The organism is Haloferax litoreum (assembly GCF_009674605.1).
Lineage (GTDB): Archaea > Halobacteriota > Halobacteria > Halobacteriales > Haloferacaceae > Haloferax > Haloferax litoreum.
Genome location: NZ_WKJO01000002.1, coordinates 248,969 through 274,297, shown reverse-complemented (window position 1 = coordinate 274,297; position 25,329 = coordinate 248,969). Strand labels below are relative to the sequence as shown.

At 57.4% G+C, this 25,329-nt stretch carries 23 protein-coding genes; 9 read left to right on the top strand and 14 right to left on the bottom strand.

Annotation, left to right across the window (positions count from 1 at the left end; translation table 11 throughout):
- Positions 1–40 precede the first annotated feature (40 nt).
- A complete protein-coding gene (locus GJR96_RS16650; protein ID WP_225317778.1) occupies positions 41–2,440 on the bottom strand; it encodes a PGF-pre-PGF domain-containing protein in 2,400 nt (799 codons plus the stop codon).
- A 439-nt stretch (positions 2,441–2,879) separates the two neighbouring features.
- Here GJR96_RS16650 and GJR96_RS16645 point away from each other — a divergent pair, with 439 nt between their 5' ends.
- On the top strand, positions 2,880–3,122 hold the full coding sequence (locus tag GJR96_RS16645) for a hypothetical protein (protein ID WP_151164588.1): 243 nt from the start codon (positions 2,880–2,882) through the stop codon (positions 3,120–3,122).
- Positions 3,123–3,124: 2 nt separating this feature from the next.
- Positions 3,125–4,024 carry a bile acid:sodium symporter family protein gene (locus GJR96_RS16640; RefSeq protein ID WP_151164586.1) on the top strand — a complete coding sequence of 300 codons (900 nt, stop codon included), beginning with the start codon at positions 3,125–3,127 and terminating at the stop codon, positions 4,022–4,024.
- 65 nt (positions 4,025–4,089) lie between these two features.
- On the opposite strand, the gene GJR96_RS16635 is transcribed toward GJR96_RS16640, so the two are convergent.
- Entirely contained in the window at positions 4,090–5,829 is a 1,740-nt protein-coding gene (locus GJR96_RS16635; RefSeq protein WP_151164584.1) for a cation:proton antiporter, read from the bottom strand.
- Positions 5,830–5,961: 132 nt separating this feature from the next.
- On the opposite strand from GJR96_RS16635, the gene GJR96_RS16630 reads away from it, so the two are divergent.
- From GJR96_RS16630 to GJR96_RS16620, 3 genes are all read left to right on the top strand, one after another.
- Positions 5,962–7,164 carry an AI-2E family transporter gene (locus GJR96_RS16630; RefSeq protein WP_151164583.1) on the top strand — a complete coding sequence of 401 codons (1,203 nt, stop codon included), beginning with the start codon at positions 5,962–5,964 and terminating at the stop codon, positions 7,162–7,164.
- An 84-nt stretch (positions 7,165–7,248) separates the two neighbouring features.
- Positions 7,249–7,908 carry a helix-turn-helix domain-containing protein gene (locus GJR96_RS16625; RefSeq protein ID WP_151164581.1) on the top strand — a complete coding sequence of 220 codons (660 nt, stop codon included), beginning with the start codon at positions 7,249–7,251 and terminating at the stop codon, positions 7,906–7,908.
- Between the two features lie 83 nt (positions 7,909–7,991).
- Entirely contained in the window at positions 7,992–8,339 is a 348-nt protein-coding gene (locus GJR96_RS16620; RefSeq protein WP_151164579.1) for a DUF7344 domain-containing protein, read from the top strand.
- Positions 8,340–8,468: 129 nt separating this feature from the next.
- On the opposite strand, the gene GJR96_RS16615 is transcribed toward GJR96_RS16620, so the two are convergent.
- The 3 genes from GJR96_RS16615 to GJR96_RS16605 all read right to left on the bottom strand — a co-directional run bounded on the left by GJR96_RS16615 (position 8,469) and on the right by GJR96_RS16605 (position 12,279).
- Entirely contained in the window at positions 8,469–10,787 is a 2,319-nt protein-coding gene (locus tag GJR96_RS16615; protein ID WP_151164577.1) for an arylsulfatase, read from the bottom strand.
- Between the two features lie 224 nt (positions 10,788–11,011).
- Complete coding sequence (locus GJR96_RS16610) at positions 11,012–11,680, bottom strand: hypothetical protein (RefSeq protein ID WP_151164575.1); 669 nt, start codon at positions 11,678–11,680, stop codon at positions 11,012–11,014.
- A complete protein-coding gene (locus GJR96_RS16605) occupies positions 11,677–12,279 on the bottom strand; it encodes a hypothetical protein (protein ID WP_154326380.1) in 603 nt (200 codons plus the stop codon). Before GJR96_RS16605 ends, GJR96_RS16610 begins: the two co-directional genes overlap by 4 nt.
- Positions 12,280–12,687: 408 nt before the next feature.
- Between GJR96_RS16605 and GJR96_RS16600 the strand changes: the two genes are divergently transcribed.
- Positions 12,688–13,920: a bactofilin family protein gene (locus tag GJR96_RS16600; protein WP_151164574.1), complete on the top strand. Its 1,233-nt coding sequence runs from the start codon at positions 12,688–12,690 to the stop codon at positions 13,918–13,920.
- Positions 13,921–14,062: 142 nt separating this feature from the next.
- Positions 14,063–15,037: a formylglycine-generating enzyme family protein gene (locus tag GJR96_RS16595; RefSeq protein WP_225317777.1), complete on the top strand. Its 975-nt coding sequence runs from the start codon at positions 14,063–14,065 to the stop codon at positions 15,035–15,037.
- Positions 15,038–15,118: 81 nt separating this feature from the next.
- Here GJR96_RS16595 and GJR96_RS16590 read toward each other — a convergent pair whose 3' ends face one another.
- Both GJR96_RS16590 and GJR96_RS16585 read right to left on the bottom strand, forming a co-directional pair.
- Positions 15,119–16,516: a metallophosphoesterase gene (locus tag GJR96_RS16590; RefSeq protein WP_151164572.1), complete on the bottom strand. Its 1,398-nt coding sequence runs from the start codon at positions 16,514–16,516 to the stop codon at positions 15,119–15,121.
- 135 nt (positions 16,517–16,651) lie between these two features.
- Positions 16,652–17,836, bottom strand: a complete 1,185-nt coding sequence (locus GJR96_RS16585; protein ID WP_151164570.1) for an AI-2E family transporter — start codon at positions 17,834–17,836, stop codon at positions 16,652–16,654.
- A 698-nt stretch (positions 17,837–18,534) separates the two neighbouring features.
- Between GJR96_RS16585 and GJR96_RS16580 the strand changes: the two genes are divergently transcribed.
- A complete protein-coding gene (locus tag GJR96_RS16580; RefSeq protein ID WP_225317776.1) occupies positions 18,535–19,089 on the top strand; it encodes a hypothetical protein in 555 nt (184 codons plus the stop codon).
- A 110-nt stretch (positions 19,090–19,199) separates the two neighbouring features.
- A complete protein-coding gene (locus GJR96_RS16575; RefSeq protein ID WP_151164568.1) occupies positions 19,200–19,538 on the top strand; it encodes a hypothetical protein in 339 nt (112 codons plus the stop codon).
- 113 nt (positions 19,539–19,651) lie between these two features.
- On the opposite strand, the gene GJR96_RS16570 is transcribed toward GJR96_RS16575, so the two are convergent.
- From GJR96_RS16570 to GJR96_RS16545, 7 genes are all read right to left on the bottom strand, one after another.
- Positions 19,652–20,017 (bottom strand): thermonuclease family protein, encoded by a 366-nt coding sequence (locus tag GJR96_RS16570; RefSeq protein WP_151164566.1) that lies wholly within the window; start codon positions 20,015–20,017, stop codon positions 19,652–19,654.
- Positions 20,018–20,196: 179 nt separating this feature from the next.
- Positions 20,197–21,033, bottom strand: a complete 837-nt coding sequence (locus GJR96_RS16565) for a hypothetical protein (RefSeq protein ID WP_151164564.1) — start codon at positions 21,031–21,033, stop codon at positions 20,197–20,199.
- Positions 21,034–21,144: 111 nt separating this feature from the next.
- Entirely contained in the window at positions 21,145–21,768 is a 624-nt protein-coding gene (locus tag GJR96_RS16560) for an ABC transporter permease (protein WP_225317775.1), read from the bottom strand.
- Between the two features lie 38 nt (positions 21,769–21,806).
- The gene (locus tag GJR96_RS18340) at positions 21,807–21,950 is read right to left on the bottom strand and encodes a hypothetical protein (RefSeq protein ID WP_225317774.1); all 144 of its coding nucleotides are present in this window, start codon (positions 21,948–21,950) and stop codon (positions 21,807–21,809) included.
- Positions 21,947–22,972: an ABC transporter permease gene (locus tag GJR96_RS16555; RefSeq protein WP_151164562.1), complete on the bottom strand. Its 1,026-nt coding sequence runs from the start codon at positions 22,970–22,972 to the stop codon at positions 21,947–21,949. The genes GJR96_RS18340 and GJR96_RS16555 overlap by 4 nt, the downstream gene beginning before the upstream one ends.
- Entirely contained in the window at positions 22,969–24,057 is a 1,089-nt protein-coding gene (locus GJR96_RS16550) for an ABC transporter ATP-binding protein (protein ID WP_151164561.1), read from the bottom strand. The genes GJR96_RS16555 and GJR96_RS16550 overlap by 4 nt, the downstream gene beginning before the upstream one ends.
- A gap of 48 nt (positions 24,058–24,105) precedes the next feature.
- The gene (locus GJR96_RS16545) at positions 24,106–25,302 is read right to left on the bottom strand and encodes an ABC transporter substrate-binding protein (RefSeq protein ID WP_151164559.1); all 1,197 of its coding nucleotides are present in this window, start codon (positions 25,300–25,302) and stop codon (positions 24,106–24,108) included.
- Positions 25,303–25,329 lie beyond the last annotated feature (27 nt).

Here is a 25,329-nt window from a genome sequence, read left to right as displayed (position 1 = left end):
CACCGACTCTCTGGCGAGAAATTCCAGCGGAAGGCCCTGACTACCGCGTGCGTGCGCGGATACCGATGGCCGCGATGACGGCAATCACTGCAATCCACACGATAGCCATGAGACCGTAGTTTAGCCCGCCAGTCTGACCTGACTCAGATTGGTTAGGCTGTTCGGTCACTGAGGTACCGAACTTCGATTGTCCTTCTTCGACGGTCACGGTAATGACCTGGTCGTTCACTTTGAGGGTGTACTCACCGGGTGACTCGATGGTCTGTTCGAACGTGACGACTTCTGTCTGGCCACCGGAGACAGAGACATTTCGCTGTTCGATAACGGTTCCGAACGCCTCGTAGGTGAGGGTGACCGTTCCATCTTGGTTCCCGGTGTTGGTGACAGTCGCGATGAGTGTGACGCTTTCACCCGGTGCAATGGTGGTCGCATCTGCTTTGACATCTGCGAGGCCGAGTGCCGTTCTTGGCTCTTCGACGAGGAGTTCTCGACTCTCGCCGCCGATGGTGACGAGGTACGTTCCGGTCCTGTTGAACTGGTAGTCGAACGCGACGGTTTCCGTCTCACCGGACGGTATCGCCACCGTCTGGTTGGATACGACCGTCCCATCGACGGTCAGGTCGACTGTGATATTCCCGTCGACGCGTCCCGTGTTGGTAACTTCGGCAGTGAGGTTCGTCGGCTCGTCGACCACTGCGGTCGTCGATGGTGTGATGTTCGAGATAGTCGCAACTGGTTGTCGGACGCCGACTGCGAAGTACGACGTTCCCGGTGTCGTCGCCTCCATCAGGTACTGGCCGTCCCGCTCTTGAACCACCCTGGTATCGAGTTTCTCCCACGTACCGTTGTGGAACCGATAGAGTGCGACGTTCCCGGGAGTCGTTCCCCTCGACTCGAGGTCGTCTTTCGAGACGGTAAACCTGATTCTGGCTTCCTCGAGAGACTGTTTCATCGTCTCGTCACCCTCTATCTCGAGATAGAGCATGGTGTCGTCGGCGTCGGCAACGTCGTCGATGTCTCTGGGTTTCTCCGTGAACTTCCGCATCTCCATGCGGAACGTGCTCGCAGACTTGTTCAACGTGACTGAGATTTCACGGACTTCTGTGCCGGATTCTCCGGCTATCGATGCCGGCGGGCGGAATTTGACAGGCACTCCCTCTTTGGCACCGAACACGTCGAACTGCACCTGCGTCTCTGTCACTTCCGTCGCTCTGGTCTTCGCTGACGGTTCGTACGAGCCGGAGCTTCCGCTGCTACTTCCGCTTCCACCACCGCCGCCACCGCCTCCACCACTGCCGCCGCTGTTACGGCTCGGTTTGGGCGTCGGGGTAGACGTGGGTGTTGGTTCTGGTGTTGGTGTTGGCGTTGGCGTCGGGGTAGACGTGGGCGTTGGTTCTGGCGTTGGTGTCGGGGTAGACGTGGGCGTTGGTTCTGGCGTTGTGGTTGGCGTTGGAGTTGGCGTTGGCGTTGTGGTTGGAGTTGGCGTCGGCGTTGTGGTTGGAGTTGGCGTCGGCGTTGGAGTTGGCGTTGGCGTTGTGGTTGGCGTTGGAGTTGGCGTTGGCGTTGTGGTTGGCGTTGGAGTTGGCGTTGTGGTTGGCGTTGGAGTTGGCGTTGGCGTTGTGGTTGGAGTTGGCGTCGGCGTTGGCGTTGGAGTCGGAGTTGGGGTAGACGTGGTCGTCGGGGTTGGAGTTGGCGTCGGCGTTGGCGTTGGAGTCGGAGTTGGCGTTGGCGTTGGTTCCTCACATGGACCTGCGGATATCGTGACCTGTTCGCTCATGTCGAGTGTCTCAGTAGTGCCATCCGCGTAGATGAGTTGGAACTCGCTGATTCGGTTGTTCCCTTCGGACCATAGCCAGTCGCCCCAGTGGTCTGCGTCTTCGTTGAATGCTGGCGTGATCGAGACGGTATCGCCTGACTGGAGGTTTTCGAATCCGCGGTACGCCCCACCATCGGTTCGATTTGGTGCCCACTTCCAGTCGATTTTTGCAGACGACCCTGAGAGCTCCCAGTCGTCGTCCTGGTTTCCATCGTCGTAGTAGTCGTCTTGGACGGCCCAGTCGCCACCTGCAGGCAGTCCCTGGATAGTGAACGTCGCTGTCCCACCGTACGGCGCTTCACCGAGTTCGTCGTGGAGGAAGACGAGGCTGACTCCCTGCGAACCATGGTAGAAGAAGATACTACTCACTTGGTTCTCTTGGAGGTAGCCCGTGCCGTACGACGAGTAAATCCCGGATGGAGATGTCTCGTTGTTTCGGTATTCGTAGAACGATTCGACAGATGTGTTTCCGTCTCCGAGAGCTTCGGCGGTGTAACACATGCCGCCTTGCTCGATGGAGTAGACTGACTCCTCGCCGTGTTGTGCGAGGGCGCCAGTCATCCCTGTCGGGAGGACGAGCATCAGGACCATGCTGACCACGAGGAACCGCTTCGTGGGGGTCACTGTCCTTTCGCAGTAACCGTGGCAATCGTCATCGATTCCCGGTCTGAACCGGTTGGTCCCACGGACTGAATCGGGGGACAAGATTTGGCGGAGGAGTGACTCGAGGGATTCATAGCCGAATTCTTGTTGAGTGATAGGTCTGGAGGAATTTGGTTATGGGCTGGCAGAGAGTCCGTTATGGACGGAAGAACCACAGTTCTCTTCCGAAGAATATCGGTTATTCACGACATAATGTAGCTGGTGGCTGAATAGTTGGGTTCGACAATCGACAGTCTCCGGTAGGAAGGGATAAATCGCAGTACTGAATGGTTCGGTGTGGGCGAACGGTGAACTGCAATATATCTCGTTCCCAGTTCTTCTGTCATCTGAGAATAGTGAATTATGAGCGAACACCTCGTCTATAGACGTGTCTGAACCACGCGGCTTGGAGAGTGACCCCATGGCAACCACCAATTTCACCAGCGAAGTGGAATCGATCGCAGAAGACGTGTCCGTCTACGGCCTCCAGCAGGGCACCAACGACAAACAGGACGACAGACAGACAGACTCCAACGAAGCGAAGAACTGGCTGGCAGTCTCGCGTGGTGGCGTCTGTTTCACATCGCGGTCCGACGCCTCGTACCAGTCGCTCGCTAATTGTTCGTACCGCATGTCTCTTGTCACCCGGCGAGGGGGTGAATAGCCGTGGCTGTCGTCCTCGAATCGCTGGCCACGCTGTCGGTCCTCGTGTTTGTCGTAACGAGTATGCTCTCGATGGGATTGAGCCTGACTGTCTCGCAGATTCTCGACCCCTTGAGAGACGCGAGTCTGGTCGCGAAAGCGCTGGTCGCTAACTTCGTATTGATTCCGACCGTCGCGTACGCTCTCGTCTTGGTCTTCCCGTTGTCTGAAGGCCAATCCATCGGGATTATCCTTCTCGCGACGGCCGCTGGCGCACCGTTCCTGCCGAAACTCGTCGAAGTTGCGAAGGGGAGCATCGCGTTCGGTGTCGGGTTGATGGTGCTCTTGATGGTGGCGACTGTCGTCTACGTACCACTCGTCCTTCCACTGTTACTGCCGGGTGTTCAGGTGAACCCACTCGACATCGCCAGTTCACTCGTCGTCTTGATGTTGATTCCACTGGCAATTGGCCTCGTCGTGAAGGCTCGGTACGACGGCATCGCTACTTCGGTAGAACCCGTGATGTCCCAGACGTCCACGACGGCGTTAGTCTTCCTGACTGTGCTGATGTTGGTGCTGAACTTCGATAACCTCGTCAGTGTCGTTGGGACGGGTGTGATACTCGCCTTGTTTGTGTTCGTCGCCGTCTCGTTCGCGGTTGGATACGTACTCGGTGGACCCGTCGCGGACAACAAGTCAGTACTTGGGCTCGGGACTGGGCAACGCAACATCTCTGCTGCACTCGTCGTCGCCGCACAGAACTTTCAGGACCCGGACGTAGTAACCATCTTACTCGTCGGTGCCTTGGTGATGCTCGTCGTCCTCATGGTCGCAGGGGGCGAACTCGGAAGACGCAGTGAGGCCCCCAGCAAAACCGGTGGGCTCACGGGAGAACGCGGAGACCAGCAGGTGACCCCAGAATAAGAGTGCACAGGTGTGATAGTTGATGCGAGTGGACGTGGCTCGAAGCGGCCCCACTGGACAGCATCTCACTTCGCTGACCGGTCGGTACCTCCAGCAACGTCGTCGTCCCCGGTTGTCTCGTGGTCGTCGCGTCTGACTTCGACGCCCACTCGGTTCAACTCCCGTCGCCAGTAGGGTGTGAATCCGTCTGGTGTTGGGTCTTCTATCGTCCACTCGTCGGACAAGACACGGTCGAGTTCGACTTTCACGTCGTCGAGGAGGCGTTCTCCCACGTCGTCACTGATTTCCCCACGTTGCATCGCTTCACTGATGGCCTCGTATTCTGCGATGAGAATTCGGTGTTGGCCGAGTCGTTCTTCGTGTTCGCGGATGTCGGGGTGCATATCGAGGAGGCGCTCGATTGCGGTGTCGAGTTCGGCACGCTCACGTCTGTAGACCGTAGTGATGTTTTCGAAGACACTCGTCGGGATTTCGTCATCTTCGAGGAGTCGTTCCGCAGTTTCGAGTGCAGCGTCCACACCGTTGAGTCTACCGAGTAGTGCCTCGTAGAGCCGTTCCGGTGGTCGCTGCTTGCTGATTCCAACCCTGTCGACGACTCGTCCCATCGTGGTGCCGTTGAAGAGAAGCGTGAAGGCCGCGACGCCGAAGACGAGGGCAGACAGTTGCTCTGTGAGGGGTCCAGAGAACGACTCTGCGAACCCAAGTACGAGCGCGATGGAGACAGACGCGTGGATGCCGCTCCACGAGAGTACGTGTTGGTACGCTCGGGAGATTGGTCTGTCCAACCACCGATTGAGGAGGCTGACCAGTGGATAGATGACGATGGCACGAGCGACGAAGACGACAACGATGGCGGCGACGATTTGGGGGGCGTATTCGAGGAGAAGGTCGAAAGGCGTGACGACTCCGAGTGTGACGAAGACGAGCGTATTTGCGATGAAAGCTGCGTATCCCCAGATTGCTTCGACAGTAAAACTCGTCGCCGGGGATATTTCTGTGCGACTCGGACGGGCCGCGAGGAAGATACCGGCGACGAGGGTTCCGATGACACCGCTGCTTCCCAACAGGTCCAAGAAGAGGTAGACGCCGTACGCAGCGATGAACGAGATGACGACGGCAGTTAATTCGTCGTCGACCCGCGAGATGACCTCGTACGCGGCGTATCCGACTGCACCACCGACCACTGCACCACCGACGAGTGCCTCGAAGATGCCGATACCGACGTCGGCGAGGAACACCGATGGGGTAACGAAGTCACTCGGGTCGACTCCCTGTGTCTCTGCCTCGACGATGACAGCGAGCGCTGACGAGTAGACGACGATAGAGACGCCATCGTTCAGGAGACTCTCGCCTTCGACGAGTGTGTTGAGTCGCTTCGGGACACCCAGTTCCTCGAACACGGAGAGGACCGATACCGGGTCGGTCGGCATGATAATCGCCCCGAAGAGCACCGCGATTGCGAGCGAAAAGCCGAAGACGGTCCCTCCAACGAGGGCGATGAGGCCAATCGAGACGAGTAACCCGACGACTGAGAGTGTGAGGATAGGGACGATGTTTTCGCGGAACGACCTGACGTCGATGTTGAGGGCGTCGTCGAACACGAGTGCCGGGAGCAACGCCAGCAGAATGAGGTCAGACGTGAGTGGGACGTCGACCGGTGACCCGATAAGAGAGATGAGTAATCCAGCGACGAGGAGTCCGGTCGTGTACTGCACCCGGGAGTATCTCGTGGTGAGGATACCGACGACTGCGGCTATCGTGAAGAGATACAGAAGAACGAGCAGTTGCTCTTCGACGCCGGACATATCTACTATACCTCATACATCTGGATAAAGACTCTTCCACTCTCACCGTTCGACGACGGTTTTCAACCAGACCATCATCCCCGTCTGTGACTGGGGATACGGCTATTTCCTCGGACGACGTACTACAGTCGCATGAACCGAGCGAGCGGTGCCGCTGACAGGATTCGTCGCGTTTTCGGTCAACTCGAGGTTGGGTGGTGGATATTCGCACTCGTCGTCGGTGCTGTAATCGCATTCGTCGGTTGGGTGTACCTCCCTTGGGTCGTCTTCGGATTGTTCATCTACTACGTCGCCCGTCCGATTCAGAGACGCCTCGAGCGGCGACTCCCGTCGAAGAATATCTCGGCTGTCGTGACGCTACTTCTCGTCGTCGTCCCCATCGTCGCCATTCTGGGTGGGGCGATTCTCGTCACCATCGCCGAACTCAGTTCGTTCTTCACAGACGAAGTCGTCGTGCGAATCAATGCTGTCCTTCCTCTCGCAATCGACGCACTGCCACAGGACCCGACTGAACTCGTACGCGGACTGGGCGAAGTTGTTAGTGGCGGTGCGATACAGGACGTTTTCGGGTCGGTGTCGAGAACGGTCGGGTCTGTCGCGTCTGCGTTGTTCAACGCGTTCCTCTCACTCCTCTTCGCGTTCTTCCTCCTTCGAGAAGATGACCGACTAGCTTCCTGGTTCCACAGGAACATCGCAGACGACGACTCTGACCTCGTCCAGTACCTCCGTGCAGTCGACGAGGGCCTAGAGTCGGTCTACTTCGGCTACACTATCACCATCTTCGTCGTCATCGTCCTCGCAGCAATCGTCTACACTCTATTCAACTTCGTTGCGCCGTCGGGGCTCGAAATTCCGGCCCCAGTCACGTTAGCGGTCGTCACTGGACTGTTCACGATTGTTCCCCTCGTCGGGCGGAGTATCGTCTACGCCGTCGTCACTGCGTACCTCGCTCTCGTCGCCCTGCAGACCAATCCATCGGCTCTCTGGTTCCCCCTCGCCTTTCTCGCCGTGATGGAACTGCCGTTCGACAACCTCATCCGAATCTACATCCGACCGGCACTCTCTGGTCGGTTATTCCCGATGGGCCTCATCGTCTTCGCCTATCTCGTCGGTCCACCACTGTTCGGATGGTACGGTATCTTCTACGGGCCGTTCCTCATGGTGGTCGTCGTGCTGTTCTTACAGTTGAAGTTCCCCAGAATGCTTCACCCTACTGCCGACGACGGGCCATTACGCCGAGTGGGAGTGAGTGAGGACTTGAGACTCGACGAGGACCAGACGCGACTCGACGAGGTTCGTGCTGATATCGACGAACCGGCAGGGGCATCTGACTGAGTTCTGTCGAGCAGACCCGTTCGCACATGGACGTTCAGAAACGTAGGTGACAAGTCTACATATTCTGCCGCCGTATCTACGAGTATGAGTGTCATATTGGAGTTCTCGATTGCTGCCTCAGACTTCGAACTCGGTCAGGTGTTGATGCGACCCCCCGGGATGCATCTCGAAATAGAACGGGTCGTTCCGACGGGGAATATGGTGTTGCCATTCGTGTGGGCAACCGGTGACGACCACGACGAGTTCACAGAGAACGTGCGAGCGAACCCAGCGGTGAGAGGGGTGACCGTCCTCGATTCGGTCGAAGACAGCCAACTCTACCGTATCGAATGGAACGAAGATGCCACACGTCTCATCGACATCATCGTCGCGTCAGATGCGACTGTCCTCGAGGCCCGCGGTAACAGAGACTGGCTCTTCCGGCTTCGGTTCCCTAACCAAGACACGCTCTCGGCGTTTCACGCCTACGTCATGGAACACGACATCCCCATCACCGTCGAACGGACCTTCACGTCGACGAAATCCCGGGAACACGGCTACAGATTCGGTCTCACGGACGAACAACGTGAGGCGCTCGTCCTCGCACTTCGGCGGGGCTATTTCGAGACACCGAGTAAGGTGAGTCTCGACGAACTTGCCGACGAACTCGAAATCACTCGGCAAGCACTCTCGAACCGAATTCGACTCGGCAACGAAAAAGTCCTCTACGGGACGCTCCTCTCCTCGTCGACAGATACCGAATAGTTGTCACCGACTTAAGCGAATTGACGAGTCAACCTTGAACCTCAACAGGTGTGGATACGTATCCTACAATGAGACGTGTGAGAATGGCACGTGAAATGGGAGGCCAAGAGACGGACGCTGGTGGCGTCTTCGAAGCACTCGCGAACCCTGCCCAGCGCGAGTTACTCTTTGCGCTCGCCGATGCGAATCCAGTGGATGACGAGACTCTCGACCCGGCGGAACTCCTCACCTCGGACGGCGAGGTGGACATACCTGAACGAACCCAGATCGGATTGTACCACGTCCACCTCCCAAAACTCGACGAGTTTGGGTTCATACGTTGGGACCGCGAAAACGGACAGATTTGCACCGGTGACGGGTGGAACGACGTCGCTCCGGTTCTCGACGTGATTCGGGAGAACGAGGAGCGATTCCCCGAAGGGGTGTTGTGAAGCAGATTTGCGGGACGTCGGTGCTTGTGATGGACGTGTTCTCGTTCGAGTGACAGTGGTTTCGATGTCCGGTCCCACGTCCGGAGACCAGCCCTTGCAAAGAAAGAATGTGAAACTGTTCTGAGTGACCTATTCTCTCGCCATAATCTGGTCCATCTCGGCTTCTTCGTGGACGAAGGGTTCGCCGCTGACGTCGACAGTCACGCGAGTGATGTCACCGGTGAACGCGAAGGGAGTCCGGTCGCGGTAGGTGTCGCTGACGGCGTTGACGGCGTCTCGGCCACAACTCAGTCCAGCGGTGAGTCCCATCGTAATCGGGATGGTCATCGGTACTTCCCCCTCACCGACCTGCTCGTCGCCGTAGTAGAGCCGGACGGTACCCGGGGCTCCCTTCCCCTCACTCATGTCGGGTTCTCCGGTCACCTCGAACTCCATCCGAACCGAAACCTCACCTTCCGGTATCGGGTCGTCGGCGGCGATTTCGAACTCTTCGATACCGACGTAGTTGTGGACGTAGCGAAGGTGATTGTCTTCGACGTACAGCGAGTAGCCACCAGAACGGGCACCGTGAGCGAGCAGGACACCTTCGGCACCTCCTTCTGGGACGGTGATGTCAGCTGTGATACTGTGGTCCCGGTTGAATACTTTCACCGCCGCGTTCTCTGGGACGTGCTGGGTGCCTGGATAGTAGACGTACTTCTCACGGGCCTTCCCGGGTTGTGGTCGCGTTTCGGCGAACCGCTGGATGCCACGGCCATCGAGCGGTAACACGTCGTACTTGCCTGCTTCGGTCCACCACAACTGTGCGAGTTCGAGTACCTTCTCGGGGTGCTCGGATGCGACGTCGTGCGCTTCCGAGAAGTCCTCTTCGAGGTGGTAGAGTTCCCATCCGGACTCTTCGAGCGTGGTCGCCGAGAGGTCTTCGGCAGTCATGGGTTTGCCGAACGGCCACGGGCGGACGGCACGCCAGCCATCGTGGTAGATGGCACGAGTGCCGAGCATCTCGAAGTACTGCGTCGTGTGTTGCTCTGGTGCGTCGGGTTCGTCGAACGAGTAGACGAAGCTCGTGCCTTCGATAGGTGATTGTGAGTAGCCTTTCACTTCGTCTGGGGCGTCGATACCGACCGTCTCGAGGATGGTCGGTACGAGGTCGATAGCGTGGACGAACTGGTCGCGAATCTCGCCACGAGTGTCGATACCATCGGGCCACGAGACCACGAGTGGGTCCGACGTGCCGCCGCGGTGGGTCTCGCGCTTCCAGCGCTGGAACGGCGTGTCGCCGGCCCACGTCCAGCCCCACGGGTAGTGATTGAAGTACTTCGGGCCGCCGAGTTCGTCCATCGCCTCGAGGTTCTCTTCGAGGGATTCAGGGACGTTGTTGAAGAAACGGTTCTCGTTGACTGACCCGGAGTGTCCTCCCTCGGCGCTCGCGCCGTTATCCGAGACGAGCATCACGAGCGTGTTGTCGAGTTCACCGAGTTCGTCGAGGTAGTCCAGAACTTTTCCAATCTGGGCGTCGGTGTGTTCGAGGAAGCCCGCGAACACTTCCATCATCCGCGCGTAAAGTCGTTGTTCGTCCTCCGAGAGCGAATCCCATCGGTTCACGTCAGGGTTCTGTGGCGAGAGGGCGGTATTCTCCGGGACGATTCCCATCTTCTTCTGTCGTTCGAGAATCTTCTCTCGGGCTTCGTCCCATCCCATATCGAACTTGCCTTCGTACTTGTCCGCCCACTCTTGTGGAACCTGGTGGGGCGCGTGGCACGCCCCCGGTGCGAAGTACGTGAAGAACGGTTTGTCGGGGTCGACCTGTTTTGCGTCGCCGATGAATTCGATGGTACGAGTGGCCAGGTCTTCTGTGAAGTGGTACCCTTCTTCGGGGGTCGCCGGTGGCTCGGTTTGATGGTTGTCGTGCACGAGTGTGGGCGTGTACTGGTCGGTGTCACCACCGAGGAAGCCGTAGAATCGCTCGAACCCACGTCCGAGTGGCCATCCATCGTACGGTCCAGCAGCACTCGTCGACTCGGCCGGTGCGAGGTGCCACTTCCCCATCGCAAACGTGTTGAATCCCTCTCCGACGAGTATCTCAGAGAGGAACCCGTTTTCGTGGGGAATGTGGCCGTTGTATCCGGGGAAGCCGGTCGATATCTCGGTGATTCCTGCCATCCCGTTCGAGTGGTGATTCCGGCCGGTGAGTAAACAACTCCGCGTCGGCGAGCAGAGCGCCGTCGTGTGGAAGTTGTTGTATCGGAGGCCGTTGTCTGCGAGGCGGTCGATGTTCGGGGTGTCGACGAGGCCACCATAACAGCCGAGTTGGCCGAAGCCAACGTCGTCTAACACCACCATCAAGACGTTCGGTGCATCTTCTGGGGCGCGTGTCTCTTCGGGCCACCAGGGTTCTGATTCGTCGTACGTACGGCCGATTTGACCGTGGAACTCTCGGTTGGACATTGTCGTCGTTCTCCCCCGCAACCGAGAGCGCTGTCAACAGAGTGAACCCTCTCGAAGTCGACGAGAGTTCGTTTGCTCACCACCTTTCTCGGTGTGTGGGTTAAGCGGAATATCAACTGGAAAAATAATAATGGTTTTTCACGTGTTGCTGGAGTGTACTGGCGACAGATAAATACGAAAACCGAGATAGTTAGATAGAGGTGATGTGTTACCGTAGTTCTCGCTCACCGGTCGGTAGACGTCCCCTCCAGTCTCCCACGGAGTTGGTCGGAGATGCCAGTCAGGTGTGCTGTTCCGAAGATAGCGACCAACAAACCACCGAGGGTGTTGTACATCAAGTCGAGAACGGTGTCATCGAGTCCGTACTGAGTGAGAACCTCTTCAGCGCCGAGCAGTTGCGAAACCACGCCGATGTAGAACTCGAGGAGTTCCCACAGTACGCCGAACGCCATCACGAAGACGAGGAGATAGGCGAACATGAACCGTGGTGGCATGTTGATGTACTCGGTGTGTTCCATCAATGCCCGAGTCACCGCGTACGCGGCACCGGCGACCAGTGACGACGATAGTGCGTGCGTCATGTGGTCCCACCACCAGACGGCCTTGTAGGGGCTCAGGAAGTCGAGGCCCGGGAGTGGGAGTGTGCCGAAGGCGTGCAAGAACATCGCGACGGATATCCAGAGGACGATACCGACGTTCATCGTGAAGTCGTAGCGACGCTTGAGGACACCCGGGAGCAAGGTCACGAGAAGTCCGACGCCGGCATTGACAAAGACGCCGCTATTCCCGTAGTACACCCCGAGGCCGAAGATGACGAGCATCAACACTTGGAGGACGCGGACGACTGTTCGCTCGACTCGCCCTGACTTCTGAACCTCCGTTTCGGACATCATGCTACCACCTCGACGTCGGGTTGTGCCTCGACGTTCGCCTTGAGTTGTCCTCTGAAGTACCACCGGAAGATGACCCCGCCGGCGATTCCAGCGAGTGCCGCTGCGGTGAAGACAATCATCAGTTCTTCGTTCGTCTCGACGAAGTCGGTCCCGAGGTATCGGGCCGAGATGGCCGACCCGACGGCCCAGAACCCCGCGAACGCCATGGTCGAGAGGGCGACGAAGAAGATAGCGAACCGTGGCGTCATCCGGACTGTCGTCGTCATCTGCAACGCGACGACGACGAGCATCGCGAGCATCGCGATGCTGAGACTCGTGACGACGTCGCTGAAGAACGATGGGCGACCGACACCGAGCACGAGTGGAATCGATGCGAGGAGTAAGAGTGGCCACGAGACGGTTCGCGTCCACGACCGGTTGACGACTGCTGGTGTGATAGCAACGAACGCCGCGACTGCAGCAATCGTCATGAAGACGAGCAACCCTGCGAAAAAGCCGAGCACTGCGAGGATGACCAGAACCGCAGTAATTACCCACGCGATGGTGGCGTTTATCTTTTTGTCACGAACGAACCACTCTTCGGGTAACTGCTGACTCATGATGACACTCCGTGTTCACCCGCCAGTGCGTCGATAGGGCACCGACTGGAATATGATACTAGTTGTTCCACATTAAGATAAAGATTGGTACACATATTGATTTGAACATCTAATAATCGTTTGATTGTCCAGAATGTGCTGGAATTTGTAACATATATTTATTCCCTGCCAGACTGTTATCTAGCTTGATAGCTGAACACTCGTTGGGACGTGTACCGTGCGAGAGCGAACGCTCTCGTCGACGCCTGAACGGAACTGGTTGGTGCCCAACCAGCGGAAATTCAGCACCATCTGAGTGGTTGACCTGTGCTCACAGCAGTGTACTGCAGTGAACGACGATGAGACACGAGATGAAGCCAATGAGAGGAGTACCGATTTCGAACAGCGTCACCTCCCGGAGGTCCGTGTATGCAACGTAACGGGTCTTCACACTGGGCACTCGCGTCTATTCTAGTGGCGATAGTTCTCCTCTCCACAATCCCTGGGGTTGCTGTCGCCAAGACAGAGGTTGGTCCAACAGTCGTGGTGGAACGAGGTGAGACACTCAGCGACGACCTGACCACCGCCGGTGGAACGGTGATTATTCTGGGAACGGTCGACGGCGACGTAACTGCACTTGCGGGTGACGTCGTCGTCTCCGGTGAAGTCACTGGGGACGTAACCGCACTCGCAGGGCGCGTCGATGTCACCGGTCAGGTCGGTGGAAAAGTCACCGCCTTTAGCGGTGTCACAACCGCCGCAGGGACTGTCGGTGATGGTATCGACGCAATTGGTGGTGCCTTGACTGTCTCCGGTGACGTTGCGGGAACCGTCGATACCATCAGTATCTTGGTCACCGTCGAGGACGACGCGAGAGTCGACGGTCAACTGCGGACGACAGCGGTCAGAACGCAAGTCAATGGGACAGTGCTCGGTGGGGAAGGAAGGACATCGAACCAATCACTGGTTGGTCTGTCGGATTCTCCCGGTGTGACCGAACCGACACCAGGACCGACGAGTGAACCGGTGGCAGTGTCTCGCTGGCAGTCTTCGGTCCAACTCCCGTTCCTGCTCGTGTCGGCTTTCGTCCCGATTCCTGCGCAGATACTTCCCTTCGGTATCTCGTTCCTCGACGCGTACGGTTTCTTCGTCACCCTGCTCCTCGGCATCTTGTTGGTCGGGTTGCTGCCGAGATTCTCGGACCGGGTCGCGTCGAACGTCGTTCGAGACCCGGTTCGAACCGCTGGGTTCGGACTGGCGACGGCCATCCTCACCCCAATCGCCCTCGTGTTGTTAGGTGTCAGTCTCTTCGGTCTTCCACTGGCACTCGCCGGCGGGGCCATCTTCCTCGTCCTCTGGTGGGTCGGTGCAGTCTACGGCAGGTTCGCCGTCGGTGTGTGGCTTCTCGAAGCAGTCCCGCGAGTGCTCGCGTACGCTGACGTCGACCGTGAACCAATCGAGAACCGCTGGGTGAGTCTCCTCGTCGGTGTCTTCGTCGTGGGGATACTCGTGTCGATTCCAGTTATAGGACCGGTCGTCGACACGGCTATCGCCGTGTTGGGAGTCGGCGCAATCGCTCGACTGGTGTACGACGCGTACGCCCGAACCGAGCGGACCGAACGACTGGAGACGGATGCCTCGGAACCGCTTGGAGAGGACTGACTCACCACGACGTAGGAATCGGACGGTGGGGGGAAATTTATCTCTCCACGTGTTATACAATTGACGTAGCTGCTCACGAGCGACCAGTCTCCACGCAGGCAATCATGAGCGTTTCCGACTACCGCACACCTCAACCTTCACAATGAGTCACGAACCCGACCAACAGAGCGACGACGCACCGACCGACCCACCTCAGGAGAACATGGTCTGGATTCCCGGTGGCACGTTTACGATGGGGTCTGACGAATTCTACCCGGAGGAAAGCCCGACTCGTGAGGTCAGTGTCGATGGGTTCTGGATGGAGAGACACCACGTGACGAACGCGGAGTTTTCGGCATTCGTCGACGACACCGGCTATACCACGTTCGCTGAACGTCCGCCGAACCCTGACGACTACCCCGACGTTGACCCGGACAATCTCGTGGCCGGGTCCGCCGTGTTCACGAAACCGAATCACCCCGTCGACCTTCAGAACCCCAACCAGTGGTGGGAGTACGTCCCCGATGCCGACTGGCGGCACCCTCTCGGCCCGGACAGTTCTATCGAGGATATGATGGACCACCCTGTCGTCCACGTCGCGTACGAGGATGCTGTCGCCTACGCAGAGTGGGCTGGCAAGACGCTCCCGACCGAAGCGCAGTGGGAACGCGCCGCACGCGGGGGGTTGGAACAAAAGCGGTTCGTCTGGGGCGACGACCACGTCGTCGACGGACAGTTGATGGCGAATACGTGGCAAGGACAGTTCCCGTACGAGAATCAGAAACTCGACGGCTACGAACGGACGTCACCAGTCGGGGCATTCCCTCCGAACGAGTACGGACTCTACGACATGGCTGGGAACGCGTGGCAGTGGACCCGTGACTGGTACAGCGACGACCCGACTGCGGGTTCGTCAGCGACACCGACGTGCTGTACGCCGACGAACCCGCGGGGGGTCACCGAAGAACAGAGCATCCACCCACAGGACCCAACGAGGGTCCCCCGAAAGGTGCTCAAAGGCGGTTCGCATCTCTGTGCGCCGAACTATTGCTTCAGATATCGTCCGGCGGCGCGCTATCCTGAACCCATCGACACCTCGACTAACCACGTGAGTTTCAGATGCATCGCCGAGGTCTGACCGAGGACTCGGGTGTCCCGCCGCACGGATGGTGTTTTCGATGGACGAGGGGACGTCACAGGCGCGACTATCCCCTGTTCACTATTCGTCAGGTGTTGTCTCACCCGTCGGTCGGCGGCCGTCTGCCGACATTTGGTGCGTCGGTTGTGTCTCGAGTTCTGCCCCCGATTCCCATTCAGTCCCGACGAGGGTCCGCTTCGGAATCGAATCCTCGATTTTCGGCTTTCGCGTGAGTAGTTTTTCGAGCAGGGTCAGGTCTCTTGGGTCTTCCTTTTCGATGCGATGATATTCGATGGCGACTGCACCGTCTGCTGGTGATATCACGAAGTAGTTGAGGCGAAACGACGAGTAGAACACCAATGGGAGGATTCCGAGCAGGACAGACTTTCGGTGCAATCGTTTCAACCATGTCCCGGTGTTGACGACTGCCCTATCGTCGACTTCGTTGAGCGAGGCGCGGTGGGTGTGTCCGTATACGAACACCGCGACGTCGGGATTCTCCTCGAACACTTCTCGTGCACCTTCGATGTACGCGTCCGAAACGTCCTGTGGGTCGGCTTCCTCTACCAACCCAAATCGCTGGAGTGTCTTTCGGATATCTCTCACGACGAAGAAGAGTGGAACCGAGAGTAACAGCAGAATCACGATGACGACGATGTTCACGACGAGAACGATATCGATGAGCACGCCGGCGAATCCGATGAACCTGATAAACGAATCCACGATAGACAACGGTTCTGACCAGATTCCGAACAGAGAGAGCAAGAACGCGACGAGGTACAGGACACTCACGTTGAACAAGAGGAGAAACGGGAGCGACGCGTACCGGAGAAACGGACTCATCTCGCGGTAGAAGTACTTCGAAATCATCCACTCGGGTATCTGGGTCATCGGCGTCACCGACTGGATGTCTTTGAGCCAATTGAACTTCCCGCGCCCCGATAGCTTCCCGGCGCGACTCGTGATGTGGCGGTTCACGAAGTAGCCCGGTGGATTGGCGTACGGGTTTCCGAAATCTGGGCTTTTGTTGTTCGGGTCTCGTTGTTGGCCGTGTTCGACCCAGATGGTCCGGCCACCGACGGGGCGCGTGATGACGACTTCCTGTTCGAGGGTGATGTTGTACTCGGCGAGTCTGTCGACGTACTCTGCGTAACACGCCAGTTCGTAATCGTGGTTTCCGGGGATGAACGTGATTGGGATTTGCGCTCCGGTGGCTCGAAACTGTTCGAAGAGGTCTGGATATCGGTCGACCAGTGCGTCGAATTTCTCGAGTCCTTCGAGTTCGGTGAACTCCCACAACCCGAACGCATCGCCGTTGACGATGAGTTCTGCGTTCTCGTCGGCCGCTTCGAGTGTCCGAAGAAACGCGAGGAGTTCGTCTTTGAACTCGACGTTCTGCAGTTGCTCGTCGCCACCGATGTGCAAGTCGCTGATGAAGTAGTACCGCGGTTCGTCTCGTCCAGTCGTGTGTTGGGACATAGTCGACATCTCTTCGTTCGTCTCGCTCGATGTACTGGTTCTGACGGGGTCGAGGCGAACTATTCCTGATTCGAGATACGTCACGTGAGGATATGATTGGATATGGTATTCGAACGACCGAGAGGTCGGGAGTCGTTAGCTGGGAGAGACACCTCCTTCTGAATCGGGAGACTCGTCGTACTCGACTGCACCGCCACCGAGTTCGTGGTCCAGTGGTTCATCGTCGACACTGTCTCCCTCCTCAGGTTCGACGTTTGCAAACCGTGGTAAGACGTTGACGATGAACTCGACGACGACAACCATCACGAGGGGCCCCATGAAGATACCGTACCACCCGAAGAGTGCTGGCCCAACGAGGTACGCGAACATGACGAGTCCCATGTCGTACGTTTTTCCAGAGAGGTACGGTCGGATGTAGGTCCTGACCACGTTATCGAAGACGAGGACCATGAGAAGGAAGAACACGATGGGTATCCAGAGCAAGGCTGGGTTAATCTGAAGCGCATCGATTGCGAGTATCCCAACGATGAACGCATACACGACCGACCGCCCGACGAGTGGAATCAGAGTAAACACGCCGGTGACGACGGCGAGTAGCATCACCGATGGGATGTCGAGATTCGCAGGTGAGAGGAAATTGAACACGCTGTAGATGATGGCCGCGAGGACGATGATGACGAAGATTGTGAGCGTGTATCCGAAGAAGACGGAAGTGAGGCCACGGTCCACACGGCGGAGGTAATCGGTGGCGAGCGAATCGGTTCCAAGGACGTTCGTCTGGAACCAGCGCGACAGTTTTTGGTCTTCGATGAGCAGGAAGAATGCAAAGAGGAGCATCAAAAACACGTTGAACAGTGTCGCCGCGAACGCACCGACTGCGACCCCAAACTGCCCAAGTGCTGATGACACGTCCGTGCTCTGGGACAATGCGACCACGAGTTCGACGGGGTCTTCGGGAAGGCCGGTAGTCGAAATTGGGAGGTTGGCTACGACCGTCGCAACCGCATCGGACGAGAGAAACGTGAGCGCTTGTCCGAGGGCAACTGAGAGGAAGGCAGCGATGAACAGTAAGATTGGAACGATGATGAACGTGAGAGTGAGACCTGCGGCGAGTGACCGTGACGAAATCCACCGGCTAAGACGGCGCGTGATGGGTCGACCAACGTAGTAGGTGAACAGACCGAACAAAACCCACCCGAGATAAGAGTACGCAACCCACGCAACGACCCCTAACAGCAGGAGTCCAACGGCAATCCACCCGATTGTCGAGCGTGAAAGGGCGCCGCTACTCCACGAGTCGGAAGACGAACTGAATTGCATGTTCGAAGTACGAGGTGTCAAAGCATAACGATTAGTTGAGGAAATCAGACTGGTTGCTCTGTTACCTGCCCACACCCCCGATTTACCAACGTACTGACCTAGTCCAAGCGGTGGATATTGGACACCAAGTGTCAACTCGCTTCTGAAACGTCAGACAATCAATTATTACGGATGTACGCGTGTAATGGTAAATCCAGAATGTCGATATATGTTAGCACAAAATAATGCGAACGCTGACTAGTCGACGCCGGTGAACAGTAGTTGGGCGTCGCCGCGACTGCACGAACTCGTCGTGAAATTGTAGGACGTACCGAGAGACGTCCCAGTCGTCTGAGGAGGAAGAGAGACACTCATCCGAGTGTACACTTGTTCGAAATTGTGTAATATCTGCAACACTGACACACCTGGGGAGAACACGGGGCGCACAGTCGAGCGTGCTTTGGAGTAACTGAATACAGAAACTTTCCGTCAGACTGACCGATACCGGAGTGTAGAATCCTGACAAACCGGGGCCAATAATAAACAAACAGACTCCATCTGCGTACTTGTTGTGTCAGTCGGATTTCTCTAGATTATTGTACTATCGACTCTACTGTCAAGTACGCTATACCAGATTTTCAGCCGAGTAGACTCGTCTGTCTCTCGGCACGTGACAATCAGAATATCAGTTGATGACACTTTGGCGCGTTTAGTCGCATATGGGGTATTATGCCGACACCGGTTCGACTAGCGAACAAGAACCGTTTCCAGCATACGGCCCGGTCGATTCGCTCCTCAGTTTCGCGATGTTCTACGTCTTCGTCGGCCGCGCGACGCCGACCATCGTGGACGTGATTACAGATGCCATCCCGGCGGTATCTCCCTCTGGTGTCGGATTCGCCATCGCCGCGATGCTCTGGTTCATCTTCGTGGTGACACTCGTCGATATGGCCCGTCGTCAATACGAGGCACTCGCCAGTCGCCCGACCGGTGAGTCTGAACAGAACTTCCACAGACGGAGTGTGCCAGACACACCGTTGTTTGTCGTCTACGCCGCGGTAGTCGTCGTCGGTGGTGTCGTCGCAGCGTGGACGTTCGAACGCGCCGTCGACGCCGGAATTACGATGATTCGTATCGCTGGCACTCTCGACGGTACGCTATTCGACCCAGTCGAGTTCGTCGTGATGGTCATCTTTTTCATCACCTTCGGAGGTGCTGTCCGCGCACTCGACCGAATCGTCGTCGGAGGATTCAGAGCGATGCTCTCGGTGTGAAATTGCCGCATAATCAATCACACTCCCGTGTTAATTGTTGTAGAGACGTTCTGGCTGCGGGAATAAAGTTCGGTAACTGATACTCTGATGGAGTGTAACTATATGGTATCTTGGCGTGTCTTCTATGCGAGAATACGCCCGTACGTATTCTCACGAACTCCGTCCTACTGAAGAAGATTACACACAGATTCGATGCGGGCTCGAACGATAGCGTACGAAGCGGTGTCGGGCGAATCGTCGAGACACTCATCGAATCAGCGGTCGAACTGGGAATCGAGCCAGATGAAGAGTCGACCCCACTCTACGACGTCCTCGACGCAGAAGCGTTGGAGGCGCTGAGTGGGTCGGTTGGGTGCCGGACAGATGACCACCTCCAGATTTCGTTTTTGATCTGGGGCGTTCACTTCCTCGTGACGCCGCAGGAGGTCATCGCAACACCACTTCGTTGATTGGTCAGGCCGATGTTCAGTTCTATTTCTGGACTCGTGGAACCCACCACTACCTCGAAAAAGTCACCGGCGAACCGTGGGCCGTCTGTCGCCCCACCGCCCGGACTCTCGTGTCACTCCGGATAGCGGATTTCGTCGCCGAACTCGGTAACGAGGTCATCGTTGAGGATACCCCCGTCGGCCTTTCGTTCGACTTCTGCGATGTATCGCCCGAATTTTCCAGTCTTCTCGGTTCGAATCACGAACGGCCACTCTTGTTCGTCGGGACCGACGTTCTCGAACCAGGTTTCGACGAATTGTTTTTCTTCCATCCCTTTCTGGTACTCTTCGGAATCCTTCGGGACACCGTGTGTTTCGTGGGTGTCGATACCACCTAACCGAAGCCGGATTTCACGGTGGATTCGGAACCCGAGGTCGACTGTCACGTCGAACGTATCGCCGTCGACGACGTTCATCAAACGTGCTTGGTATTCGTACATCTCGGTTCACATATGTCATCGAAAACTAAGTACCTGAGTGTCAGGTTGGCGCTTTTCGAGTGGTTTGCGGCGAGAATTCAGTGGTGGAGGCCACGACGTTTTGGGGAGGCCGCAGAAATCCACGGACTGCAACGGGGTGAGTAGTCCAGTATGAACGAGAGAACCAGAAGAAGGCAGACCTAGTGAGATTCGAGAATGTCGTCGATGGACAGTTCTTCGAACAGGTCGGCGGTCATCTCCTCGTCTTCGTACGCCCACTCGAACAAGTCTCCGGCATCCTCCTCGTACCACCCGTAGGTATCTATTCCAGTCTCGACCCCTCCGATACCATCGCGCCCCTCGTATTCATCCACGCTGGGGCGGTCGGTCCGCCACAACTCGAACAATCGAGAGAGGAAGTGCTTCTTCACGCGAATTGGTTGAAACAGTGGTGTGATTCCCTCGCTTGTGATGACCTTCGTCAGACTCCCTCTCGACCATGCCATCTCAGCGTTGGCACTGATTCCCGCCAGACTGTACCAGTCTTGACCGACGTCACCCGTCGCCCGGAGTTCGATGGCGCTATTCGACGATCCCGAGATAATGATGGTCGCTGACGCTGCCTGTACTAAATCGGTGACGACTGCATAATTTTCGTCCCAGTCTCCCTCTCCTGCTTCGAGGATTCTGAGGAGTTCTCGTTTCACCTGTGTCTTATTCTCGATTTCGTGTTCGTGGCAGTTTGGTGCAGAGAAGACAAACGCGTTCCTCCGTGAGAATTCGATTCGAGCGCCTGCTTCTGCTTTCGTGATCGCTTGAAAACTCTCGTCTAGTTCGCCCTTGGCAGAGAATTTGATATCCACACCACGACTCGCTTGAGTGATGTAGTCGGCCGGTGCAGGGTCTGTGCGGATAGTGAAGCCGATATCGAAATCGTCGAGCGACGTTCGACGCTCGAATACACCGCGGTCGAAATAGCCGATATCCCCTAACTGTCGATTACGTCCCGGTGTCCACGTCGGGATGTACCTGAACACGCTATTGACTCCTCGTAGGTAGTCACTGACCTCGCTCGCCATTTATTATCACGTTGACACTATTTGTCGTCAGCTACCTAAAATGTAGTTCAGAAAATGCGACCGGTCTCCTCAGAGCCCCGATTTGAGGATGAGGTTCTTGCCGAGGAGAACGTCCAGTGCGAGTGGCACAGCGACGGTGATGAGCATCAACACTGTCGCCATCGCATTGATCATCGGCGTGATGCTCGTGCGGACCATGGTGTAGATTTCGATTGGCGCGGTAGTGGTCGCGGGTTGGACCCAGAACTGGGTGGCCGTGAACTCACCGAAGCTAATGACGAACGCGAGGAGCATCCCTGCGGCGAGTCCCGGCGTGATGAGGGGGAGCGTCACCTCGAAGAACGTCTCCAATTCGTTCGCCCCGAGCGTCATGGCTGCTTCCTCGACTGCCCGGTCGAACCCGTACAGTTGCGCCCGGACCGTGACGAAGATGTAGGGGAGCACGAGCGTGGTGTGGCCCGCGATGAGGAACAGGTAGTTCTTTTCGAACCCCATCTTCGTGAGGAAGGCGGTCAAGGCGACACCGATGACGACCGGACTGATAATCATCGGCAGGAAGAGGACGCTCGAAAGCACGTTCTTCCCGGGGAAGGACCGACGGACGAACCCGAGTGCGGTAATCGTCCCGACGATGCCTGCACACACCGACGCACCGAGTGCGACGATGAAACTGTTCTTGAGCGCCGACAGCATCCGGTCGCTGTTGATGAACGACTCGTACCACGTGAGACTCAGCCCTTCGGGGGGAACGTCGGATACTTCGACGGTTGGAACGAGATGATGACGACGGCGAGCAGTGGGAACAAGAGGAACAGGTACACGAGTCCCGTCGTCCCCTTGATTGCCGACCAGCCGAGTTGGTCGCGACTGCTCATTCTGCGTCACCTCCGAAGACATCGTCGAGGCCAACGAAGCGGTTGAACACGCTGATGATGGTGAACAACACGAGCAGGTAGACGACGCCCATCGCACTCGCCAGCGGCCAGTTGAGGTTCTGACCGAAGGTAGACTCGATGAGGTTCGCGACCATCGTGTTCGACGGCGCACCGAGCAGTGCCGGTGCCATGTAACTCCCGACAGAGAGGATGAACACGAGAATCACGCCGGCACTGATACCGGGCATCGTCAGTGGGAGCGTCACCTCGTAGAACGTCCGAAGGGGCGTCGCACCCATGGTCTTCGCGCTCTCGATGAGCGAGCTATCGATTTCGTTGACGCTGTTGTATATCGGGAGAATCATGAAGGGCAGTAACGCCTGCGTGAGTCCCGAAATGACGGCCATCTCCGTGTAGAGGAACCCCCCAATCTCGATGCCGAACCACCCGAGCATCGACACGAGGAGTCCCTTGTTACCGAGGACGAGAATCCACGCGTAGTAGCGGATGATGAGCGGTACCCAGAACGGCAAGACGACTAACAAGAGGAATGCTGCCTTCCACTTCGAGACGGTCCGCCCGAGGAAGTACGCCGGGACGTACCCGAGAAGCAGCGTTCCAATCGTGACGAACACACCGTACTTGACGGACTGGAAGAGGATGGTCAAGTACAGGTTCTTGAACGTCAACGAGGCGAGTTCGACGTTCTGGGTCAAGATGAACTCGTAATTGCTGAGCGTGAACTCTTGGATGATGACACCACCTGCACCACGCTGCCAAAACGACAGCGTCACGATGTACAGGAGCGGTGCGAACAGGAAAAAGAGCATCCAGCCGAGACCGAACCCTGCCTGCGCGGTGGCGAGGATACGCTCGTTACGCTTGATGCGGTCGAATACGCCCATGACCGGTGACGACCGAAGCAGCGCGGTCCGGAGTCCGAAGACTCGCTCACGCATGTCCTCTGCCTCGAACGAGGACGACCACAGGTCCGTGCTCGATGACTTCTGTTCGCCGCTCATCTTGGCCCTCCGTCGGGTCCGTCTTCGACGAGGAGGAGTTTCTCAGCCGGAATGGTCACGTACACTTCGTCACCGGATTCGTACTTGTCGACGCCAGTGAACCCGTGTTCGGCGACGGTAATCTCCTCGCCAGTCGAAAGCGTACAGAAGAACAGCGTCTTCTCACCGAGGTAACTGACCGTCGTCACTGTCGCTTTCAGTTCGTTTGCCACTCCCGTCGGTTCTTTCGAAATACTGAGTTTCTCTGCGCGGAGGAACGCGAGCGCTGACGAATTCACGGGGAGGTCACGAGCGGTCGATTCCAGCAGTAGTCCGGAGTCGGTTTCGAGCGCGACACCGTCGTCGGCGGAGGCGACTGTTCCGGAGAGCTTCGTCGACTGCCCGATGAACTCGCCGACGAACTCTGACTGCGGGTTCTCGTAAATGTCGAGGGGACTCCCTTGCTGCGAGAGTTCACCTTGGTCGAGGACGATGACCCGGTCCGAAAGCGAGAACGCCTCCATCTGGTCGTGCGTGACGTAAATCGTCGTGATACCAATCTCCTCTTGGATGCGTTCTAACTCGATACGCATCTTCTGTCTGAGGACACGGTCGAGTGCCGAAAGCGGTTCGTCCATCAGGAGGACGTTTGGCTCGAAGACGAGTGCACGCGCGAGGGCGACACGCTGCTGTTGTCCACCGGAGAGTTCGGTCGGTGAACGGTCCATCATCCCCGGAAGCCGGACCATCTCGAGCGCGTCAGCGACCCGTTCGCGGCGTTCTTCTTTCCCGACACCGCGCATCTTGAGCGGGAACCCGACGTTCTCTCCCACCGTCTTGTGCGGGAACAACGCGTAGTGCTGGAACACCATCCCGATGTCGCGCTCGTAAGGAGGTTGTTCCGTCACTACCTCACCACCAATTTCGATAGTTCCAGATGTCGGCGTTTCGAGTCCGGCAATCATTCGGAGCGTCGTCGTCTTCCCACACCCCGATGGGCCGAGAAGCGACACGAACTCACCGCGCTCTGCTTCGAAACTGACGTCGTCGACAGCGAGGACGTCACCAAACGACTTCGTGACACCGGAGATTTGTACGTAGCTCATTATTATATTGGGTATATTGTATTGAAATAAACTGCTGTCGTCGACAGCTCAGTAGTTCCCGAGCTTGATTTGCTCGAAGGTTTGCGACCACTCTTGGTTGTGTTCGTTCTTGAACTCCTGGTCCTGGAACATCAGCCGCTCACCGCCCGACGGGTCGAAGTCCGGAAGCGCCTTGACGTCGCTCGACGTCGCCTTCGTCGCCGGCGGGTAGCCGATGTCGGGTGCGAGTTTCTTGATGATGTCGTCCTGATAGGCGAACTCGATGAACTTCTCTGCAGTGTACCGGTTCTTCGAGCCCTTCGCGACCGCCAGCGTGTCGGTGAACCCGTAGGCACCTTCCTCCGGGATACCGTATCCGAGGTTGTCGAAGCCTTCGTCCTGCAGCGAGAGGATACGACCGCCCCACGCTTCTCCGACGTAGGCCGACTCGTTGGAGAACAGCGACGTCAGCTCCTGGCCGCTCGTCCAGTACTTCTTGACGAGGGGGTGCTGTTCTGCCATCGCGTCGTACACCTTCTTGACGCCTTCTTCGTACGAACCGGCGTCACCGACCATCTTGTTCGGGTTCATACCCAGTTTGAGCGCAGTCGTGAACACGCGGACGTACGGGACGCCCTCGATGGCGACTTTACCTTCGAACTCGTCGTCGAACGTCATGTCCCACGACAGGCCGTTCGAGGCGTCGACGTAGTCTTTGTTGTAGCCCATCCCGATGGTCCCGTAGTACAGCGGTGCGACGTGCGCTTTTTGTCCGGGGTCGATGTTGAAGTCCTGGAACACCGGCAGGAGGTTCGACCACGTCTCGATGTTGTCGAGACGCAGGGGCTCGACGAGTCCCTGCTTCGACGCCGCGTAGGCCGTCGACGTCGACGGCATGATGATGTCGTACGACCCTTCGGGACTGGACCGAACGTTGGCCAGCATCTTGTCCTGACCACCGAAACTGGACTGTTCGACCGTCACGCCGTACTCTTCTTCGAACGGCTCGATGACGTGCTTCGTGAGCGCTTCCTGGGTCGACCCACCCCACGAGTAGAACTTCAGGGTGTCAGACAGCTCTTCGCTCTCCGACGTGGTCTCTGCCTCCGTCGTCTCTGCGTCTCCCGAGTCGTCGCCACCCGACGCCGTGGTCTCGGTAGAATCGCTGCCACTACTCCCTGTGCACCCCGCCAGTGCCGCCGAACCGACCGTTGCAGTTGCCCCCGTGGCCTTGAGGAACGAACGGCGATTGAGTTTCTCTATCATGCTACGTGCGGCAATCCCATCGATGCC

Excerpts from the sequence above, each read along its gene's own strand:
- GJR96_RS16645 (WP_151164588.1), top strand. The coding sequence starts at position 2,880 with ATGGCAACCACCAATTTCACCAGCGAAGTGGAATCGATCGCAGAAGAC.
- GJR96_RS16635 (WP_151164584.1), bottom strand. The coding sequence starts at position 5,829 with ATGTCCGGCGTCGAAGAGCAACTGCTCGTTCTTCTGTATCTCTTCACG.
- GJR96_RS16630 (WP_151164583.1), top strand. The coding sequence starts at position 5,962 with ATGAACCGAGCGAGCGGTGCCGCTGACAGGATTCGTCGCGTTTTCGGT.
- GJR96_RS16625 (WP_151164581.1), top strand. The coding sequence starts at position 7,249 with ATGAGTGTCATATTGGAGTTCTCGATTGCTGCCTCAGACTTCGAACTC.
- GJR96_RS16620 (WP_151164579.1), top strand. The coding sequence starts at position 7,992 with ATGGCACGTGAAATGGGAGGCCAAGAGACGGACGCTGGTGGCGTCTTC.
- GJR96_RS16615 (WP_151164577.1), bottom strand. The coding sequence starts at position 10,787 with ATGTCCAACCGAGAGTTCCACGGTCAAATCGGCCGTACGTACGACGAA.
- GJR96_RS16610 (WP_151164575.1), bottom strand. The coding sequence starts at position 11,680 with ATGATGTCCGAAACGGAGGTTCAGAAGTCAGGGCGAGTCGAGCGAACA.
- GJR96_RS16605 (WP_154326380.1), bottom strand. The coding sequence starts at position 12,279 with ATGAGTCAGCAGTTACCCGAAGAGTGGTTCGTTCGTGACAAAAAGATA.
- GJR96_RS16600 (WP_151164574.1), top strand. The coding sequence starts at position 12,688 with ATGCAACGTAACGGGTCTTCACACTGGGCACTCGCGTCTATTCTAGTG.
- GJR96_RS16595 (WP_225317777.1), top strand. The coding sequence starts at position 14,063 with ATGAGTCACGAACCCGACCAACAGAGCGACGACGCACCGACCGACCCA.
- GJR96_RS16590 (WP_151164572.1), bottom strand. The coding sequence starts at position 16,516 with ATGTCCCAACACACGACTGGACGAGACGAACCGCGGTACTACTTCATC.
- GJR96_RS16585 (WP_151164570.1), bottom strand. The coding sequence starts at position 17,836 with ATGCAATTCAGTTCGTCTTCCGACTCGTGGAGTAGCGGCGCCCTTTCA.
- GJR96_RS16580 (WP_225317776.1), top strand. The coding sequence starts at position 18,535 with ATGGGGTATTATGCCGACACCGGTTCGACTAGCGAACAAGAACCGTTT.
- GJR96_RS16570 (WP_151164566.1), bottom strand. The coding sequence starts at position 20,017 with ATGTACGAATACCAAGCACGTTTGATGAACGTCGTCGACGGCGATACG.
- GJR96_RS16560 (WP_225317775.1), bottom strand. The coding sequence starts at position 21,768 with ATGCTGTCGGCGCTCAAGAACAGTTTCATCGTCGCACTCGGTGCGTCG.
- GJR96_RS18340 (WP_225317774.1), bottom strand. The coding sequence starts at position 21,950 with ATGAGCAGTCGCGACCAACTCGGCTGGTCGGCAATCAAGGGGACGACG.
- GJR96_RS16555 (WP_151164562.1), bottom strand. The coding sequence starts at position 22,972 with ATGAGCGGCGAACAGAAGTCATCGAGCACGGACCTGTGGTCGTCCTCG.
- GJR96_RS16550 (WP_151164561.1), bottom strand. The coding sequence starts at position 24,057 with ATGAGCTACGTACAAATCTCCGGTGTCACGAAGTCGTTTGGTGACGTC.
- GJR96_RS16545 (WP_151164559.1), bottom strand. The coding sequence starts at position 25,302 with ATGATAGAGAAACTCAATCGCCGTTCGTTCCTCAAGGCCACGGGGGCA.